The organism is Leifsonia lichenia (genome assembly GCF_054780215.1).
This window is the reverse complement of the sequence record NZ_BAAGWT010000004.1, coordinates 372,582-389,532: the sequence shown is the minus strand read 5'-3', so window position 1 is coordinate 389,532 and position 16,951 is coordinate 372,582. Positions and strand designations below refer to the sequence as shown.

General features: G+C 68.9%; 16 protein-coding genes. 8 read left to right on the top strand and 8 right to left on the bottom strand.

Features of this window, described 5'->3' with window-relative positions; genetic code table 11:
- Positions 1 to 178: 178 nt before the first annotated feature.
- Positions 179 to 1,996 carry a DEAD/DEAH box helicase gene (locus ACYVGI_RS12275; RefSeq protein ID WP_460632889.1) on the bottom strand — a complete coding sequence of 606 codons (1,818 nt, stop codon included), beginning with the start codon at positions 1,994 to 1,996 and terminating at the stop codon, positions 179 to 181.
- Between the two features lie 115 nt (positions 1,997 to 2,111).
- Here ACYVGI_RS12275 and ACYVGI_RS12270 point away from each other — a divergent pair, with 115 nt between their 5' ends.
- Complete coding sequence (locus ACYVGI_RS12270; protein ID WP_460632888.1) at positions 2,112 to 3,356, top strand: MFS transporter; 1,245 nt, start codon at positions 2,112 to 2,114, stop codon at positions 3,354 to 3,356.
- 33 nt (positions 3,357 to 3,389) lie between these two features.
- Here the strand turns inward: ACYVGI_RS12270 and ACYVGI_RS12265 are convergent, their stop codons facing one another.
- Complete coding sequence (locus tag ACYVGI_RS12265) at positions 3,390 to 5,969, bottom strand: ATP-binding protein (protein ID WP_460632887.1); 2,580 nt, start codon at positions 5,967 to 5,969, stop codon at positions 3,390 to 3,392.
- Positions 5,970 to 6,166: 197 nt separating this feature from the next.
- On the opposite strand from ACYVGI_RS12265, the gene ACYVGI_RS12260 reads away from it, so the two are divergent.
- From ACYVGI_RS12260 to ACYVGI_RS12250, 3 genes are read left to right on the top strand one after another with little or no spacing between them, the layout of a single operon-like run.
- Positions 6,167 to 6,970, top strand: a complete 804-nt coding sequence (locus ACYVGI_RS12260) for a class I SAM-dependent methyltransferase (RefSeq protein ID WP_460632886.1) — start codon at positions 6,167 to 6,169, stop codon at positions 6,968 to 6,970.
- A gap of 59 nt (positions 6,971 to 7,029) precedes the next feature.
- Complete coding sequence (locus tag ACYVGI_RS12255; RefSeq protein ID WP_460632885.1) at positions 7,030 to 7,905, top strand: class II glutamine amidotransferase; 876 nt, start codon at positions 7,030 to 7,032, stop codon at positions 7,903 to 7,905.
- Between the two features lie 10 nt (positions 7,906 to 7,915).
- Complete coding sequence (locus ACYVGI_RS12250) at positions 7,916 to 8,563, top strand: ribonuclease FAU-1 family protein (RefSeq protein WP_460632884.1); 648 nt, start codon at positions 7,916 to 7,918, stop codon at positions 8,561 to 8,563.
- A 32-nt stretch (positions 8,564 to 8,595) separates the two neighbouring features.
- On the opposite strand, the gene rimK is transcribed toward ACYVGI_RS12250, so the two are convergent.
- Positions 8,596 to 9,786, bottom strand: a complete 1,191-nt coding sequence (rimK, locus tag ACYVGI_RS12245) for a 30S ribosomal protein S6--L-glutamate ligase (RefSeq protein WP_460632883.1) — start codon at positions 9,784 to 9,786, stop codon at positions 8,596 to 8,598.
- An 18-nt stretch (positions 9,787 to 9,804) separates the two neighbouring features.
- Between rimK and ACYVGI_RS12240 the strand changes: the two genes are divergently transcribed.
- Complete coding sequence (locus tag ACYVGI_RS12240) at positions 9,805 to 10,299, top strand: ATP-dependent zinc protease family protein (protein WP_460632882.1); 495 nt, start codon at positions 9,805 to 9,807, stop codon at positions 10,297 to 10,299.
- Between the two features lie 49 nt (positions 10,300 to 10,348).
- On the opposite strand, the gene ACYVGI_RS12235 is transcribed toward ACYVGI_RS12240, so the two are convergent.
- The gene (locus ACYVGI_RS12235) at positions 10,349 to 10,990 is read right to left on the bottom strand and encodes a TetR/AcrR family transcriptional regulator (protein WP_460632881.1); all 642 of its coding nucleotides are present in this window, start codon (positions 10,988 to 10,990) and stop codon (positions 10,349 to 10,351) included.
- Between the two features lie 94 nt (positions 10,991 to 11,084).
- On the opposite strand from ACYVGI_RS12235, the gene ACYVGI_RS12230 reads away from it, so the two are divergent.
- From ACYVGI_RS12230 to ACYVGI_RS12220, 3 genes are all read left to right on the top strand, one after another.
- Positions 11,085 to 12,815: an MDR family MFS transporter gene (locus ACYVGI_RS12230; protein WP_460632880.1), complete on the top strand. Its 1,731-nt coding sequence runs from the start codon at positions 11,085 to 11,087 to the stop codon at positions 12,813 to 12,815.
- A 22-nt stretch (positions 12,816 to 12,837) separates the two neighbouring features.
- Complete coding sequence (locus ACYVGI_RS12225; RefSeq protein ID WP_460632879.1) at positions 12,838 to 13,317, top strand: MarR family winged helix-turn-helix transcriptional regulator; 480 nt, start codon at positions 12,838 to 12,840, stop codon at positions 13,315 to 13,317.
- 96 nt (positions 13,318 to 13,413) lie between these two features.
- A complete protein-coding gene (locus ACYVGI_RS12220) occupies positions 13,414 to 13,791 on the top strand; it encodes a VOC family protein (RefSeq protein ID WP_460632878.1) in 378 nt (125 codons plus the stop codon).
- A gap of 10 nt (positions 13,792 to 13,801) precedes the next feature.
- On the opposite strand, the gene ACYVGI_RS12215 is transcribed toward ACYVGI_RS12220, so the two are convergent.
- The 4 genes from ACYVGI_RS12215 to ACYVGI_RS12200 are packed head-to-tail and all read right to left on the bottom strand — an operon-like array spanning position 13,802 to position 16,947.
- Positions 13,802 to 14,992: an OmpA family protein gene (locus ACYVGI_RS12215; RefSeq protein WP_460632877.1), complete on the bottom strand. Its 1,191-nt coding sequence runs from the start codon at positions 14,990 to 14,992 to the stop codon at positions 13,802 to 13,804.
- A gap of 58 nt (positions 14,993 to 15,050) precedes the next feature.
- On the bottom strand, positions 15,051 to 15,917 hold the full coding sequence (locus ACYVGI_RS12210) for a hypothetical protein (protein WP_460632876.1): 867 nt from the start codon (positions 15,915 to 15,917) through the stop codon (positions 15,051 to 15,053).
- 18 nt (positions 15,918 to 15,935) lie between these two features.
- Positions 15,936 to 16,292 carry a hypothetical protein gene (locus ACYVGI_RS12205; RefSeq protein WP_055891722.1) on the bottom strand — a complete coding sequence of 119 codons (357 nt, stop codon included), beginning with the start codon at positions 16,290 to 16,292 and terminating at the stop codon, positions 15,936 to 15,938.
- The gene (locus tag ACYVGI_RS12200; RefSeq protein WP_460632875.1) at positions 16,279 to 16,947 is read right to left on the bottom strand and encodes a hypothetical protein; all 669 of its coding nucleotides are present in this window, start codon (positions 16,945 to 16,947) and stop codon (positions 16,279 to 16,281) included. The genes ACYVGI_RS12205 and ACYVGI_RS12200 overlap by 14 nt, the downstream gene beginning before the upstream one ends.
- Between the last annotated feature and the right edge of the window lie 4 nt (positions 16,948 to 16,951).

The following is a 16,951-nucleotide window of genomic DNA, read 5'->3' as shown; positions in this document are numbered from 1 at the left end:
CCGGACTTCTTTTACACGAAATGGCCACCCACACCGGGTGGCCATTTCGCATTTAACACCACCCCCACACAACACCACCCCCATGCGGGAACGAACACACGCGGAACGTGTGTATGCCGTTGCGGACATGAAGAAAGGGCCACCCGATGCCGGGTGGCCCTTTCTGCGTTCTGCGGCGCTACTTGTGGCGCGGCTTGCGGGAGGGACGGTCGTCGCGGTCTGCGCGAGGAGCGCGATCGTCGCGGTGCACGGTGCCTCCGCGACGGTCGGGGCGCAGCTCGATGAGCTTGCCGCCGATGCGCGTGCTCTCGAGCCGCTGCAGGACGTCGCCGGGCAGATCAGCAGGGAGCTCCACGAGGGAGAACGCCGGGAGGATCTGAATGGCGCCGAAGTCCTCGCGGCTCAGTCCGCCCTCGTTCGCCAGCGCGCCGACGATCTGGCGGGGCTCCACCTTCTGACGGCGGCCGACCTCCAGCCGGTACGACGCCATCGGCTTGCCGCTCGGACGGCTGCGACGCTCCGGGCGCTCCGGGCGGCCGCCGCGGTCTCCGCGAGCGTCGCGGGAGTCGCGCCCGTCCCTGGTGCCACGCTCGCGGGAGTCGCGGCCGTCGCGCTCGACGCGACGCGCCAACTCATCCTCGGGGGAGAGCAGCAGGGGCTCCTCGCCCTGGGCGACCACCGCAAGAGCCGCGGCCACATCGGCCTCCGGCACGTCGTGGTGCTCGACGTAGTGGGCGATGATGTCGCGGAAGCGGGCGATCCTGTCTTCCTGGCCGAGCGCATCCGTGATGGCGTCGTCGAAACGGGCCAGACGGGTGACGTTGACGTCCTCGACCGTCGGCAGTTGCATCTGGGTGAGCGGTTGGCGGGTGGCCTTCTCGATCGCGCCGAGCAGGCGGCGCTCACGCGGCGTCACGAAGCTGATCGCGGCGCCGCTGCGACCAGCGCGACCGGTGCGGCCGATGCGGTGCACGTAGGACTCGGTGTCGATCGGGATGTCGAAGTTCACGACGTGGCTGATGCGTTCGACGTCGAGGCCGCGAGCGGCGACATCGGTGGCCACCAGGATGTCGAGCTTGCCCGACTTGAGCTGGTCGACGGTTCGCTCGCGCTGTGCCTGAGCCACGTCGCCGTTGATGGCCGCCGCGGAGTATCCGCGGGCGCGCAGCCGCTCGGCCAGGGTCTCCGTCTCGTTCTTGGTGCGGACGAAGACGATCATGCCCTCGAAGTTCTCGACCTCGAGGATGCGGGTGAGCGCATCCACCTTCTGCGGGTACGAGACCATCAGGTAGCGCTGCGTGGTGTTCGCGGAGGTCGTGGTCTTGTTCTTGACCGTCACTTCTTCCGGATCGTGCAGGTACTTCTTCGAGATGCGGCGGATCTGTGCCGGCATGGTCGCCGAGAAGAGTGCGACCTGCTTGTCGTCCGGGGTGTCGGCGAGGATCGTCTCGACGTCCTCCGCGAAGCCCATCTTGAGCATCTCGTCCGCCTCGTCGAGCACGAGGTACTTGAGCTCGGAGAGGTCCAGAGTTCCCTTGGCCAGGTGGTCCATGATGCGCCCGGGCGTGCCGACGACGACGTGGACACCACGGCGGAGCGCCGAGAGCTGAACGCCGTAGCCCTGTCCGCCGTAGATCGGGAGCACGTGCACGCCGCGCAGGTGCGCCGCGTACTTCTCGAACGCCTCGCAGACCTGCAGCGCGAGCTCGCGCGTCGGCGCGAGGACGAGGGCCTGGGGCGTCTTCTGCGAGACATCGAGGCGCGAGAGGATCGGCAGCGCGAACGCTGCCGTCTTGCCCGTGCCCGTCTGCGCGAGGCCGACGACGTCGCGGCCCTCGAGGAGGAGTGGGATGGTCGCGGCCTGGATCGCGGACGGGGTCTCGTAGCCCACATCCTTCAGTGCCTTCAGCACAGCCCCGTCGAGTCCCAGCTCAGAGAAAGTCGTCGCTTCGCGGGCAGTATCTGCCTCGTCCTGCGCTGTATCCGGTGCTGTCATGCTTCAACGGTAGTCCTCAGCGGGGCCGATCGCTCACGCGGGGCTGGCCCGGTGTGCCGCGGAGGTCGATGATGGCAGGTGTGAGCATCGTGGATGCACGGAGCGGTCGCCGGCGATGAACCCGGCTTCGCGCCGGGTGCAGCGCATTTACCTGACCCTGCAGCTGGGCAACAGCCTCGCAGCGTCGTTCATCTGGGGGATCAACACCCTGTTCCTGCTCGATGCAGGGCTGACGAACTTCGAGGCGTTCGCCGCGAACGCGTTCTTCACCGCCGGCATGGTCGTGTTCGAGATTCCCACCGGCGTCGTCGCCGACACCGTGGGGAGGAAAGCGTCGTACCTGCTCGGCACCGTGACCCTGTCGGTGACCACCGCGCTGTACTGGATGCTCTGGCTCTGGCACGCGCCGTTCGTCTGGTGGGCGCTGGTGTCTGTGCTGCTCGGTCTCGGGTTCACGTTCTTCTCCGGCGCCGTCGACGCCTGGCTGGTGGATGCGCTCGCCTCCACCGCATACACCGGCAGCCTGGAGGCGGTGTTCGGCCGCGGGCTCGTGGTGGAGGGCATCGCGATGTTCACCGGTTCCGTGCTCGGTGGCGTGATCGCGCAGACCACGAACCTGGGAGTTCCGTTCCTGTTGAGAGCGGGGGTGCTCGTCGTCATGTTCGTCTTCGCGTTCGTGGTGATGAAAGACCTGGGCTTCACGCCAGACAAGACCATGGGGCCGCTCAGGGCGACGAGGAACGTGCTGGTGCAGTCCATCGACCACGGCCTGCGGAAGCGGTCGGTACGGTACGTGATCCTGTCCGCGCCGTTCGCCTCCGGGGTCGGCATCTACGCGTTCTACGCGCTGCAGCCGTATCTGCTGCAGTTGTACGGCGACCCGTCCGCGTACTCGGTGGCAGGCCTGGCGGCGGCGATACTCTCGCTGGCGCAGGTGGCGGGCGGCGTGCTCGCCTCGCGCATCCGGGGGCTGTTCGCCAGGAGGACGACCACGGTGATCGGCGCGTCCATTGCGAGCGTCGTGGTGCTGGTGGCGCTCGGGGTCACCAGCCTGTTCTGGCTGGCTGTGGTGTTCCTGGTGGTCTGGGGGTTCGTGTTCGCCGTGGCGGGTCCGGTGCGGCAGGCGTACCTGAACGACATGATCCCGTCGAAGCAGCGCGCGACGGTGCTCTCCTTCGACTCGCTGTTCGGGAGCCTCGGCGGCGTGTTCATCCAGCCGGCGCTCGGCCGCTCCGCCGATGTCTGGGGGTACGGGACGTCACTGGTGATCGGCGCCGCGGTGGAGCTGATCGGCGTGCCGATCCTGTATCTGAGCAGGCGACAGCGCGACAAGGCAGACACGAACTCGGTGCGCGCCTGAGCGGAGCGCGCGCTGGCGCAGCAGACGCGCGGCTCATGCGTCTGCGGCGATGGCCTCGGCGACGGCCTGCTCGACGGTGAGCTCGCGACCGGCCGCGACCGCCGCATCCAATCGCTCGCCGTCTCCGGAAGCGCTGAGACGATCGAGGTACGCCTGGTGGAACGTGAAGGTGGGGCCGTTGTGCAGGCCGCTGCGTTCCCGCAATGCTCGGGATGCGCCGGCGAGCCGTCCCGCCCGGTCGACGTCTCCGGCGATGGCCGCGATGGCGACCATGCCCTCGAGGCCGTACGCGAGACCCTCGACGTGGCCGAGTGCGGCGGAGACGGCGACGCTGCGGGCGAAGTCGGCGCGCGCCTCGTCGGTCTCGCCGAGCATGAGCTGCGCCCAGCCCAGATGGTAGGTGGCGATCCGCTCTCCGACGGCGTCGCCCTCGCGCTGAGCGATGGCGAGGCTCGTGGCGAATCTGTCGCGCGCCTCGGGGATGTCCTGCTTCCGCAGCGAGACGCGACCGAGGAGGACGAACGCCATCGACTCGCCCCAGTTGCTGCCGCTGGACCGGAACAGCCGGAGGCTCTCCTGCATCACCTCTTCTGCGCGGTCGGGGTCCGGCTTCGCTCCGGCGAGGAGCGCCAGGGCGAGCGAGATGCGGGCGAGCCCTTCGCCGTCCTGGTCGCCGACGCTGCGGAAGAGGTCCGCGCTCTCCGCGAGCTCGGCCGCGACGCTGCCGTCCGGGTCCTTCCAGAACATGATCGTGCGGGTGAAGTAGAGCGCGATGGCCCTGGTGAGCTCGGAGAGGGTGCTTCCGGAGTCGAGGGCTTCGTCCATCCAGGTGCGCACCTCGCCGAGCAGGCCGGACACCCACCAGTAGAGGTAGAGACTGAACGCGAGGTGCGCCGCGCGATCCCAGTCGCGGGAGCCGAGCAGGAAACGCTCCGCGGCGCGCAGATTGTCTCGCTCATCGCCGAGCCGCGTCAGCCACTCGCGCTGCCGTCCGCCCTTGAGCTCGTCCTTCGCGCTGTCGCCGAGGCCGAGGAAGTACCCGGCGTGCGCGTCCCGGGCGGCGTGCAGGGCACCCGCGTCCCAGAGCTGTTCGCGGGCGTACTCGCGCACGATGGCCTGCATCGCGAACCGGGCACGCCCATCCCGGTCGTGCTGTCTGACCATGCTGCTGTCGACGAGAGCCGCCAGGTCGCCGAGGACGTCCGACGACGGAGTCCGCCCGTCGCCGTGGCCGTCGAACGCGGCGGCTCCGACCGCCTCCGCCGCTTCGAGGGTGAAACCGCCCTCGAAGACGCCGAGGCGCGCGAGGAGAGTGCGCTGGCTCTCCTCAAGGAGCTGGGTGCTCCACTCGATCGTCCGGCGCAGCGTCTGCTGCCGCTCGGGGAGGTCGCGCGAGCCGCCGACCAGGACCGCGAGGCTCCTGTCCAGCCGGTCGAGGAGGTCGTCGGGGGAGAGCACCCTGATGCGCGCGGCGGCGAGCTCGATGGCGAGAGGCATCCCGTCGACCGCGGCGCACACGCCGGTGACGGCGGCGCGGTTGTCCTCCGTGACCTCGAAGTCGGGCTTGACGGCGTGGGCGCGCTCGACGAACAGGTTCAGGGACGAGTCCTCCGGGAGCGGGCCGACCTCGAAGCTCTGCTCGGCGCTCAGCCGGAGCAGGGCGCGGCTGGTGACCATCATCGACACCCCAGGCGCTGCGGCGAGGAGCGCCGTCAGCGTCGGGGCCGCGGTGAGCACCTGCTCGAAGTTGTCGAGGACCATGAGCAGATGCCTGTCGTGGAGGGCAGTCTCCAGGTTCTCGATGATCGGAGCGTCGCCGGTGTCGCGCACCCCGAGTGCCTGCGCGATGGCGGCGGGGACGCGGTCTGGGTCGTGGACGGCCGACAGGTCGACGAACACCGCGCCGTCGACGAACGCCGGGGTGACCGCGCGGGCGGCAGCGAGCGCGAGGCGGCTCTTGCCGATGCCGCCGGGACCGGTGAGGGTGACGAGGCGCGCGCCCGCGCCGTAGAGGTTGCGAATCGCCGTCAGGTCGGCCTCCCGGCCGATGAGGCCGGTGAGCGGCTTCGGCAGACGGACCGGCTCCGCCACTCTGTCGGCATCGGCAGGGACGTCCACGACGGTGAGCGATCTGCTCTGCTCGAAACGCTCGGCGAGGAGGGTGGCCAGGTCGGCTTCGACCAGCCTGGCGAGTTCTCTGGCCGACTCGAAGTACTTGTACGCCGCCCGGTCGTCGTCCCGGATGCGGTTGAGCAGGTCGGTCAGCTTCGGCTCGCGGTTCTGCGCCGGAGTCTTGACATAGAGCAGGCGGGGGAGGTCGTCCGGGCACAGGTTGTACTCGTCTTCGAGGCCGGAGACCTCCTCCTCCGGAGCGACCCAGCCGTAGCGCTCCCAGTAGAGCCCGAGGAAGACGTCGCTCTGCTCCAGGTATGCGCGGTAGAGGTCACGGGGCGGATGCGGGCGGGCGCCCAGCTCGAACATCACGGGCGCGAGGTGCAGGCGCTCGATGGCGGTGCGCGCCGCGCGGCGTTCGTCGGCGAGCTCTTGCAGGGTGGAACTGACGAAGATCCGCAGCCGTTGATCCGGCGTGCGGATAACATGAGCGCTCCTCATAACGGCATTCTGTTGCGGTCGACAACAATAGTCCAGTGTTTGCGGGCAATCCGGGATGCGCGGGAGTGGCCGCGGAGGGCGGAGAGGCGCACACTGGGCGGTGGATGCGGTGGATGCGGTGGATGCGGTGGACGCGGCGGATGCGGAGTCCGGGACGGAATGGCGGCAGATGAGAGCACGGCGATGAGAGCACGGCGATGAGCGAATTGGGCCGCGGCACCCGATGGGAGCGCGGCGACGCCTACGAGCGGTTCGTCGGACGGTGGAGCGCGCAGCTCGCGGTGCCGTTCCTCGACGGGCTGGGCCTCGGCGACGGGCTGGACTGGCTCGACGTCGGCTGCGGCACGGGGGCGCTCACAGCGGCGGTCCTGGAGAGATGCGCGCCCGCATCCATCGTCGGGATCGAGCCGTCGGCCGGGTTCCTCCGCCTCGCGGCGGAGAAGGTGGGCGGGAGGGCCGAGCTGCTGCAGGGGAGGGCGGACGCGCTGCCGGTGCCGAGCGCATCCCGCGACGTGGTGGTGTTCGGGCTCGTGCTCAACTTCGTTCCGGACGCGCAGGTGGCGCTCGCCGAAGCCGTCCGCGTCACGCGGCCGGGCGGAACGATCGCGGCAACCGTGTGGGACTACGGAGCGCGGATGGAGTTCTTGCGCATCTTCTGGGATGCAGCGGTCGAGCTCGACCAGGAGGCAGTGACACTCGACGAGGCCGTGCGGTTCCCGCTCAGCGACCCGCACGTCCTCCGGCGCGCGTTCGAGGCGGCCGGGCTGACGGAGGTCGCCGTGCGGGCGATCGAGACTCCGACCGTGTTCGCTGATTTCGACGACTACTGGCGGCCGTTCCTCGGAGGACAGGGGCCAGCGCCAGGGTACGTCGCCGGACTGGACGCTCGGGCGCGCGACCGGCTGCGCGACCACCTGATCGGCCATCTGCCGGTGGCTGCCGACGGCACGATCCCGCTGAGCGCGGGCGCCTGGGCGATCAGCGCATCCAGAGCCTGGTAGTCGGCCCCTCCTGGTGGGATGATGAGCCATACCGATTGCACAGACTTGGAGGTCGTGCGATGTGTAGATGGCTTGCATACTCCGGGGCGCCGATCAATCCGTCGACCCTGGTGCTCGACGCGCAGAACTCGATCGTCGCGCAGTCGCTGAACTCGTCGCTGGGGGCGGAGCCGGTCAACGGCGACGGCTTCGGGCTCGGCTGGTATCCCAGCGGAGGCACCCGAGAGCAGACGCCGGCGCTGTTCCACAGCACGGAACCCGCGTGGAACGACGCCAACCTGCGCGAGCTGTCGACCGCGATCGAGAGCCCGATGTTCTTCGCGCACGTGCGGGCGGCGACGCATCCGCCGATCCAGCAGACCAACTGCCACCCGTTCCGCTTCGAGCACTGGATGTTCATGCACAACGGCGCGATCATCGACTTCCCGAAGATCAAACGGGAGTTGACGTTCGCGGTCGACCCCGACCTGTACCCGTTCATCGAGGGGACGACGGACACGGAGGTGCTGTTCCACCTCGCCCTCACCTACGGTCTGCGGGACGACCCGATCGCGGCGGTCGGCGCCGCCATCCGAAAGGTCGAGGAGGTCGGGCACGCCGCCGGCATCCGGTTCCCGATGCAGGGCACGATCGCCGTCGCGGACGGTTCGACCATCTGGGCGTTCCGCTACTCGACGCAGCACCAGACGCGGTCCCTGTTCCACGCGGTCGACATTCCGACGCTGCTGGAGATGTACCCGGACATCGAACGCTTCCGGATCTTCGACCGCAGCGCCCACCTGGTGGTCTCCGAACCGCTCAACGATCTGCCGGGCGTCTTCCTCGAGGTGCCGGAGTCGACCGTCGTGGTGCTCGACGGCACCGGATACCACCACGAGGCGTTCCTCGATGACGCCTGGGTTCCGTCGAGCGGGGTGCCGACGTCGCACGGCTAGACTCCTCTCCATGCCGCAGACCACCGCGACCACGCTCCTCCGCTGGATCTCCGACGACCGCATCAGCAGTGCGTACCAGCACTACGTGCTCGAGGACTCAGAACGATGCATAGCCCTCTGGCAGCCGGCGGGCACGATCGGCATGGTCGCCGTCGGCGAGCGGGGAGGACCGCGCGGCCGCAACATGGTGCCTGGCGGGTGGGACGGGAGTTACACGGAGCGCGAGTGGACCGGCGACGGCGTGCTGCGCATCCACGTGCCTGGACAGCCGTGGTCGACGTGGCGCTGGCTCACACCTGACGGGTGGACGGAGTACGCGTACGTGAACCTGGAGACTCCGTGGACGCGCACTCCGCTCGGCTTCGACACCGCCGACTGGATCCTCGACGTGATCGCGGAACCGGACGGCAGCCACAGCCTGAAAGACGAGGACGAGCTCGCCTGGGCGGGCGAGACCGGCAAGTTCGACGCCGCCAAGCTGCTCGCGGTCGAGGACGCGCGGCGCGGGGCCGTCGCGGCCGTCGAGGCCCACGCCTTCCCACTCGCCGCCGACTGGAACGCCTGGGGTCCGCTCCCCGCCGAACCGCTCCCGCTCGCGCCAGGGTGGGATGTGGTCGCAAACGAGCCCAGCCTTTCTCCCGGTATTCGGCCGGAATAGCGTGAGAAAGCCTGGGCTCGATCGCTTCTGAGTCAGGATTCGGGCAGGGGCTCTTTGGGAAGCTTGCGCACTTTGTGGCGTCGGCGTCGGCGCTCGGGGATCATGGACCGCATCTCTTCGAGCTTGCCGAAGCAGAGCAGCCGGTCGCCGGCTTCGAGCTCGACATCGCCGCGCGGGTTCGGGATGACGTTCGCGCCGCGGTGCAGGGTGAGCACGGTGATATCGCGGTCGCCGAGACCGGAGTCGCGCATCCGCTTGCCCACGAGGTCCGCGTTGCCGTGCACGACCAACTCGGCGACGCCGTAGCCGGTGGAGACGCTGAGCCGCTGACGCACGTCGATCTCGGGGAACGCCACCTGGTTGTCGATGAAGTCGATGATCGCGCCGGCCACATCCAGGCCGGTCGCCGTCTCGATGCCTTCCAGGCCGGGGGAGGAGTTGACCTCCATGACCAGCGGGCCGTCGTTGCCCTCGAGCATGTCCACCCCGGCGACGCGCAGCCCCATGATCTGAGCGGAGCGAACGGCGGCCTGCTCGTACTCGGGCGTCAGCTCGACCGGCTCGACAGAGCCCCCGCGGTGCACGTTGGAGCGGAACTCGTCGCCGTTGGCCCTGCGGCGCATGGCGGCGACGACCCTGTCGCCCACGACCAGGGCGCGGATGTCGCGGCCGCGGCTCTCCGAGATGAAGCTCTGGATGAGCACGTTCTGCTTGGTGGAGTGCAGCGTCTCGATGATCGCCTCCGCGATCTTCACCTCCGGTGCGAGGATGACGCCGATGCCCTGCGTGCCCTCCAGCAGCTTGATGACGACAGGGGCGCCGCCGACCTTCTCGATCGCGAGGCGCACGTCGGCGCGGCTGTGCACGAACGCCGTCGCCGGCATCCCGATGTTGTGGCGCGACAGGATCTGGGTGGCCCGCAGCTTGTCGCGGGAGTTCGTGATGCCGTTCGCCGTGTTGGGCGTGTACACATCCATCTGCTCGAACTGACGGACGACGGCCGTGCCGAAGTAGGTGATCGAGTTGCCGATGCGGGGCAGGATCGCGTCGTAGTCGGAGAGCAGCTTGCCCCGGTACTGCAGGTCGGGCTCCTCGCCGGAGAGGTCGATGGCGAACCGCAGCGTATCCAAGACCTTCACCCTGTGCCCGCGTTGCAGCGCGGCAGCTCGGAGCCGCTGGGTGGAGTACGCCTGCGGGGCGCGCGAAAGGATCGCGAGTTTCATCGGGGGTGTCCTGCCAAGATGGTGGGTGTGAAAGACGACCTCCATTCAAGCACCATCGTGGGCTGGCGCGAATGGGTGAGCCTGCCCGATGTCGGCGTGCCCTGGATCAAGGCCAAGCTCGACACCGGCGCGCGCAGCTCCGCGCTGCACGCGTTCGACATCGAGGAGCTGCCGGGGGACGGGACCGGAGCTGATCGGGTGCGGTTCCGGGTGCGGCCGTGGCAGCGGTCGGAGGACGATGTCGTCACCGTCGAGTGCCCCGTGCACGACAGGCGGACGGTGCGCAGCTCGTCCGGCCACGCGGAGGAGCGCATCGTCGTGCTCATCGACGTGCACCTTTTCGGCCGCACTGTCACAGCCGAGACCACGCTCAGCAACCGCGACCAGATGGGCTTCCGGATGCTGATCGGGCGCGAAGCGCTTCGCCAGGGATTCGTGGTGGACCCCGGCCAGTCGTTCCTGGCCGGGCGCGCCCCGCGGCAGGTCCGGCGCAGGAACCGCGGGCGCGAGTAGCCTGCATACCGCAGAGCCGTCGGCGCCCGTCGCTGGTCGCCCCGGTGATTCAGGCGACCAGCGGGGCGAGCGTCTTCGCAATGGCGGTCGCTCGCGCCGCCACGGACGCCGAGGTGTCTGTCGCCCCCGCCTCCGCCCACTCGCGGAGGGCGATCCGGATGCTGCCGATGCAGGACACGACGACGAGCTCGGCTTGAGCCTCCGCGGGGACGGAACTGTCCGCATCCACCAGGTTCTCGCGGAGCATCAGATCGGCGATGCAGCCGACGAGGCCGGTGCGCAGCTCGTCGAGGCGGCGCATCCTGCCCTGGATGAGGCCGGGGTTGCGGGAGGCGATGATCATGCGCGCCTCCTGCAGGTCGGGGTCGGCCGCTGACGGCAGGCCGCTGACCAGGGTGTCGACGACACACGCGACGATGCTGCCTGAATAGGTGCGTGCGAGGTGCTCTCCGACGAGCTGCGCGTCCCCCCAGGCGTGGCGGAACCCCAGGAGGGCGTCCTCCTTGCAATCGAAGTAGTTGAAGAACGTCCGGTGTGAGACGGGGACGGCTGCGCAGATCTCGTCGATGGTGACGTCGTCGATGGGGCGCTCGAGGACGAGGGCGACGGCGGCGCGCTCGAGGCTGGCGCGGGTCTGCGCTTTCTTGCGCTCGCGGAGGCCTGGCTCCGGCGCGGGAGGAAAAGTCTTCATAGTCGGAAATATTGCAGCGATGCAGGAAGTTAGTTGATTTCGGTCATCTAATTATATATGGTTGCTCATCGTCAACCAATTGCGAAGGAAGAACATGTCACGATCTCTCACCCGGGAGGAAGAGGCGCCCGCGGGAGCCATGTCGCATCGGCAGGTGCTCGAAGCACTGTCCGGTCTGCTGCTCGGGATGTTCGTCTCGATCCTCGCGGGCACCGTCGTCTCCTCGTCGCTGCCGCGCATCATCTCCGAACTCGGCGGCGACCAGTCCGCCTTCACCTGGGTGGTCACCAGCACGCTTCTCGCGACGACCGTCTCCACACCCATCTGGGGCAAGCTCGCCGACCTGCTGAACCGCAAGCTGCTCATCCAGCTCGCCCTCGGGCTGTTCGTGCTCGGCTCCGCGCTCGCCGGGTTCTCGCAGAACCCCGAGATGCTCATCACGTTCCGTGTCGTCCAGGGCCTCGGCGCCGGAGGTCTGACCGCGCTCAGCCAGATCATCATGGCCGACATCATCAGCCCCCGCGACCGCGGACGCTATATGGGCCTGTTCGGCGGCATCATGGCCGTCGGCACCATCGGAGGCCCGCTGATCGGCGGACTGCTCACAGACTCGATCGGCTGGCGCTGGAACTTCTTCGTCGGCGTGCCCGTCGCGATCCTCGCGATCATCCTGCTGCAGCTCACCCTGCGTCTGCCCAAGCGACCGAAGGGCAAGGTGCGCATCGACTACCTCGGCGCGGTGCTCATCGCCGGTGGCGTCTCGCTGCTGCTCATCTGGGTGAGCATGGCGGGAAGCCAGTTCGAGTGGTGGAGCTGGACGACCGCGTGGATGGTCGGAGGGTCCGTCGTGATGCTGGTCGCGGCCGTCATCACCGAGCTCCTGGTGAAGGAGCCGATCATCCCGCTCACGCTGTTCAAGAACCGGACGTTCACGCTCGCGGTGATCGCATCCATCTCGGTGGGCGTCGCGATGTTCGGGACGTCGGTGTTCCTCAGCCAGTACATGCAGCTCGCCCGCGGCGCGACGCCGACCGAGTCCGGTCTGCTGACGCTGCCGATGATCGGCGGCCTGCTGATCTCCTCGATGGTGGTCGGCAACCTGATCAGCCGCTTCGGCAGGTGGAAGCCGTACATGGTCGCCGGTTCGATCATGCTCACGGTCGGCCTCTACCTGATGAGCACGATCGAATACGACACCGACTATGTGATCGTCTCCATCTACATGTTCATCCTCGGCGCCGGCGTCGGCATGGTCATGCAGAACCTGGTGCTGATCGTGCAGAACACGGTCGACCCGTCGCAGCTCGGCGTCGCCAGCTCGTCCGTGGCGTTCTTCCGCAGCCTCGGCGGCACGGTCGGCGTCTCGGTGATGGGGAGCGTCCTCGGGACCAAGGTCGTCTCGATGCTCGCCGACCGCCAGCATGATCTGCAGGTCGCGATCGGCAAACTCGGAGCGGCGGGCGCCGATGTGGCGAAGTCGCTGCAGAGCGGGACCCTGCCCGAGGTGAACAAGCTCCCGGAGGGCGTTCGCGTCATCATCGAGTCGGTCTACGGCCAGGCGGTCGCCGACATCTTCCTCATCGCGGTGCCGCTGGCAATCGTCACCATCGTCGCGATCCTGTTCCTGCCGAACGTGAAGCTCGGCACGCAGACCGCCATCGAGAAGATGCGAGAGCGTACAGGTCACAGCGGTGCAGAGGAGAACCTGGTCGAGGTCGCGGAGGCGATGATCGCCGCGCCGGTGACCGGATCTCTCGGCGCCGTGCATCCCGGGCAGGACGAACCACAGGATGCGTCGGCTGCCTCTTCGAAGGAACGGCGTTAGTCGGTCGGTTATGATCGCGGCCATGAGCAACGTGGAACGGGTGGCGGTGCCGGAGGGCGCCGCCGCCCGCGCGAACGACGAGGCCATCGCCTCCGTCGAGGAACAGTTCACCCTCCTCTTCAACAGGGTGAGCGTCGGGATGCGCGAGCGGGCCGCCGGAGTGCATCCGGATCTGCAGCCGGTCGGCTTCAAGATCCTCTACTCGCTGGTGCGCAGCGGCCCCACCCACTCCGGCTCCCTTGCCGAGAAGCTGTCGACGGACAAGAGCGTGGTCAGCCGCCAGGTGCGCATCCTGGAAGACCTCGGCTTCGTGGAGCGCCGCGTCGACCCTGCCGACCGCAGGGCGAGCTACCTCGTCGCCACGGTCGCCGCCATCGAGAAGGTCAACGAGGTGCGGGCGAGCGACCAGCAACTCCTCTACAGCAACCTCCGCGCCTGGGACCGCCACGACGTCGAGCAGCTCGCCGCGCTCCTGTCGCGGGTGAACACCCCAACGCGCTGAAGCGCAGCAATCGAGCCCAGGCTTTTTCACCGCTATCGACGCATTTGCGGTGAAAAAGCCTGGGCTCGATTGCGTTGGGCGGTCGTAGCATGGGGGATGGCCAACGGGGTTGTGCATTTTGAGATCATCGGCCCGGACCCTGACGCGCTCCGGGCGTACTACGCGGCGCTGTTCGACTGGGATGCGCCGCCCGGCGCGCCGGTCGCCGCTGAGGTGTCCGACCAGGACGCATACTCGTTCGTCGACGCGCCGGGCGGGGTGGGCATCCCCGGGGGGATCGGCGGCGGTCCTGGCTGGTCGCCTCGGCTGAGCTTCTACGTCGGCGTGCCGGATGTGGAGGCGGCGCTGCGCGACGCGGAACGGCTCGGCGGCACGCGCATCCTGGGGCCGGTGCGTAACGAGGGAACCGGCGTGGTGGTCGGGCACTTCACCGACCCTGCCGGCAACCTCGTCGGCGTCGCGGGACCGCAGTAGCGCCTGCCGGTCAGCTACAGAGCGAGACCCCGGCCGAGGCGAGGATCACAGAGCGGTTCTGCTCGGCGAGCGCGTCGGAGTACTTTCCCGACGCGTCGGTCTCGCTCTTCCAGCCGCACCAGTCGTAGCCGACCCCGGCAGTGGTGAGCAGGCTCGACGGGACGCCGAGCTGCACCAGCGCGGCCTTCACGGCGTCCGCGCGCTTCAGCGAGAGCGCGGTGTCTGCGGTGTTGCTCGTCGCCTGGTCTTTGGAGGCGGTGCCGGTGATCGTGACCTGCTGGCCGTTCTGCTCGATCGACGGCACGAGCTCGCCGAGCACGCTCTGCGCCTTCGACGGGTCGGAGAAGGTGGCCGTGTCCTTGGTGAAGAGCAGGTCGCTGTTGCGGATGACGATGGGATGCGTCCAGTCGGTCTTCGTCTGCACCGCCTCGACAGGAACAGCGGTCACCGAGGGCAGCCCGGAGGCCGCCGCACCGGATGCCGGCTCAGGGAGGAGCGACAGGGTGCCGCCCGCCGCCTTCACGATGGCGGTCCAGATGGCGGCCAGGTTGCTGCGCGCAGGGATGGTCAGCGGGGTCTGCGTGCCGGCGACGTCGCCCATCCCCGACCAGTAGACGGTCACTCCCTTGAGGTCGGTGGGGAGCAGGCCGCGGGACTGCAGGTCGCCGACGACCTGGGCAGGGTCGGCGTAGAGCACGCCGCTGGCCGAGAAGTTCAGCGGGTCCGTGGTCTGAAGGCCGCTGCCGACGACGAGCACGCCCATCGGGTTCGAGCCGAGGTTGCGGGCTGCCTGGTCGATCGAGCCGAGGAAGTCGACCTCGGGGGAGGAGGCTTTGAGGCCGTTGATGTACGCGGTGATCTGGGTGAGCTTGGTGCGCTGATCGTTCTGGCAGACCACCGCATCCTGAGCCGTCGAGCCGATCACCGTCGTGCCCATCACCTGCGGGGAACCGGAGGGAACGACAACGGTGACGCTGCCGTTGCTCTTGCCCACTGCTTCGAGCTGAGCGACGGCGGAGGACGGCAGGCTGGTGACCGGCGCGTTCGCCGTGCTTCCCGCGACGACGCCCATGTTGCGCTTCTGCGACTGGTCGCAGGATGCGCCGGCAGCGGTCGCCGACGCGCACGCGGTGAGGCCCGCGCCCAGGGCGAGAGCGGCCGCGATGGCGATGCCGGCTCTGACGAGGTGTCGGGAGGTCACGGGATGGTCCTTTCGGGGGTGGGGCACGGCGGCGGGAGGAAGCGGGAGAACGCGGCCGTCAGTCGGTGAGCTGGCCGGGCTGCGCGCCCTGGCCGAGTTCCGCGTCGCTCGATCGTCTGGCGCGGAGCTCGCGGATGATCTGGCTCGTGCTCTCCGGGTCGCGCTCGTGCTGGGCGAGCCGGGTGGCGAGCTGCGCGCGGACGACGTCGAGACGGGAGGCGAAGGTGATCCTGGCGCCCGTGTACCTGGCGTGGTCCGCCGCATCCAGGTGCATGGCCTGGATGGTCTCCTCGCGGGCGGCGACGGCCTCGCCGAGCAGCCGGTCGCGGTAGCGGCGCAGCTCGTCGACGTGGGCGTGCGCCTTCTCGCTGGCGAGCAGAAGCGGGCGGGTGGTGAGCCACGCCACGATGAAGCTGATCGCGCCGGACGTGGCCAGCACGCCGAGCATCAGGAACGCCATGATCGTGTCGGGGGCGGTCCAGGAGAACCCGGTCGTGGCGGGCGCCGTCGAGCCGCCGACGAGGCCGGTCAGACCGCCCGCGTTCTGCGCGTCGATGCCCGCCTTGATCCTCGCGATGGTGATCGCGGTGAGCAGTGCGACCCAGACGAGGCTCATCAGCACAGCGGCGATCGACCAGCGACGGTCCATCACCCTGGCCTGGATGCGCCGCATCACGATCGCGACGACGTGGGGGAGCGTGACCACCGCGAGCGAGATGCCGAGGGTGATCACGTACATCTGCAGCCCGATGGAGCCGTACTGGCTGTCGTTGCGCAACAGCAGCGTCAGCGCCTGAGACAGCAGGACGTAGTCGACGGTGATCATGCCGAGGAGCAGCAGGTAGACGAGCACGTGCGCGAAGCGCGACATGTGCCCGACGCGGGAGCGGATGCGCGGGGGTCTCGCGACGATGTCTCTGGCCATGGCGTCTCTCCTTTCGTCTCAGGCGAAGTTGTGCAGGTCGGGGTCGTGGCCGAGCAGGCGCGCATCCAGTCGCTCCGCCGCCACCTCTGCGCGTTCGAGCTGACGCTCCGTGCGCTCGATGGAGCCGCGGATCAGCTCCTCGCGCTTCTGCGAGGCGATGACGCGGGCGGCGGCCGCCGCCATGTTGCGGGTGCGCTGGCGCTCGATCTCGGCGACACCGCCGCGCTCGAACGCCGCGAGCTCGTGCTCGAAGACCTCGAGCGTCTCGACGTCGACGGCGGCGCGCATCCTGCGCAGCCGCCAGAACAGGCGACGGCGGAGTCGCGCGGTCTTCGGAACCGTATAGTCGGCGGGCAGCCGGTCACGCTTGGGCATCGTTTCTCCCCTGCCAGAGTTCGAGCAACCTGGTGTTCTCTTTCGTGGTGAGCCAGTCGGACCGCTGCAGCACGGGCGCTCTGTCGAGCGTGCGATCCGGGGCGGCGGCGCGTTCGGCCGCGAGCTCGCGCCGGTATGCGCCCCAGTAGACGGCGAGCTTCTCGTCCGCGTGGTCGAAGTAGCGGTTGGCGCGCAGCTTCGCGGCGGTGAAACGCGAGTGGATGAGGGCGGACAGTTCGTCGACACGGCGTTTGCCGCGCGTGATCCGGCGCTCCAGCCTGCGCAGCTCCTCGAAGGCGGGACCGGAGCCGTTCGCGATGAAATCGCGGTCGTCAAGCGAGATGTCGCCGGTCAGCCTGTCGTACGCGGCGAGGTCGGTGTCGAGCGACCGGGACAGCACCCGATACTCGGTGAGCTCGCGGTCGATGCGCACGAAGAAGCGCTGCTCCTCGCGCCTGGCGTACGCGGCGGCGTGCGCCTGCATGGCCTGAACGTGAGGCGTGGTCGGCTCGCCAGGGTCGCCATCCCTGGCAGCTCCCTGAGCGGTCGCAGCCGCATCCAGTCTGGCCTGCTGGGCGAGGCGGCGGCGAGCGAACGGGCCGACGCGGAACGGCCGGCGGTCGGCGCGCGGCGCGGGCAGCGTCCGTGTCGTCATGCGT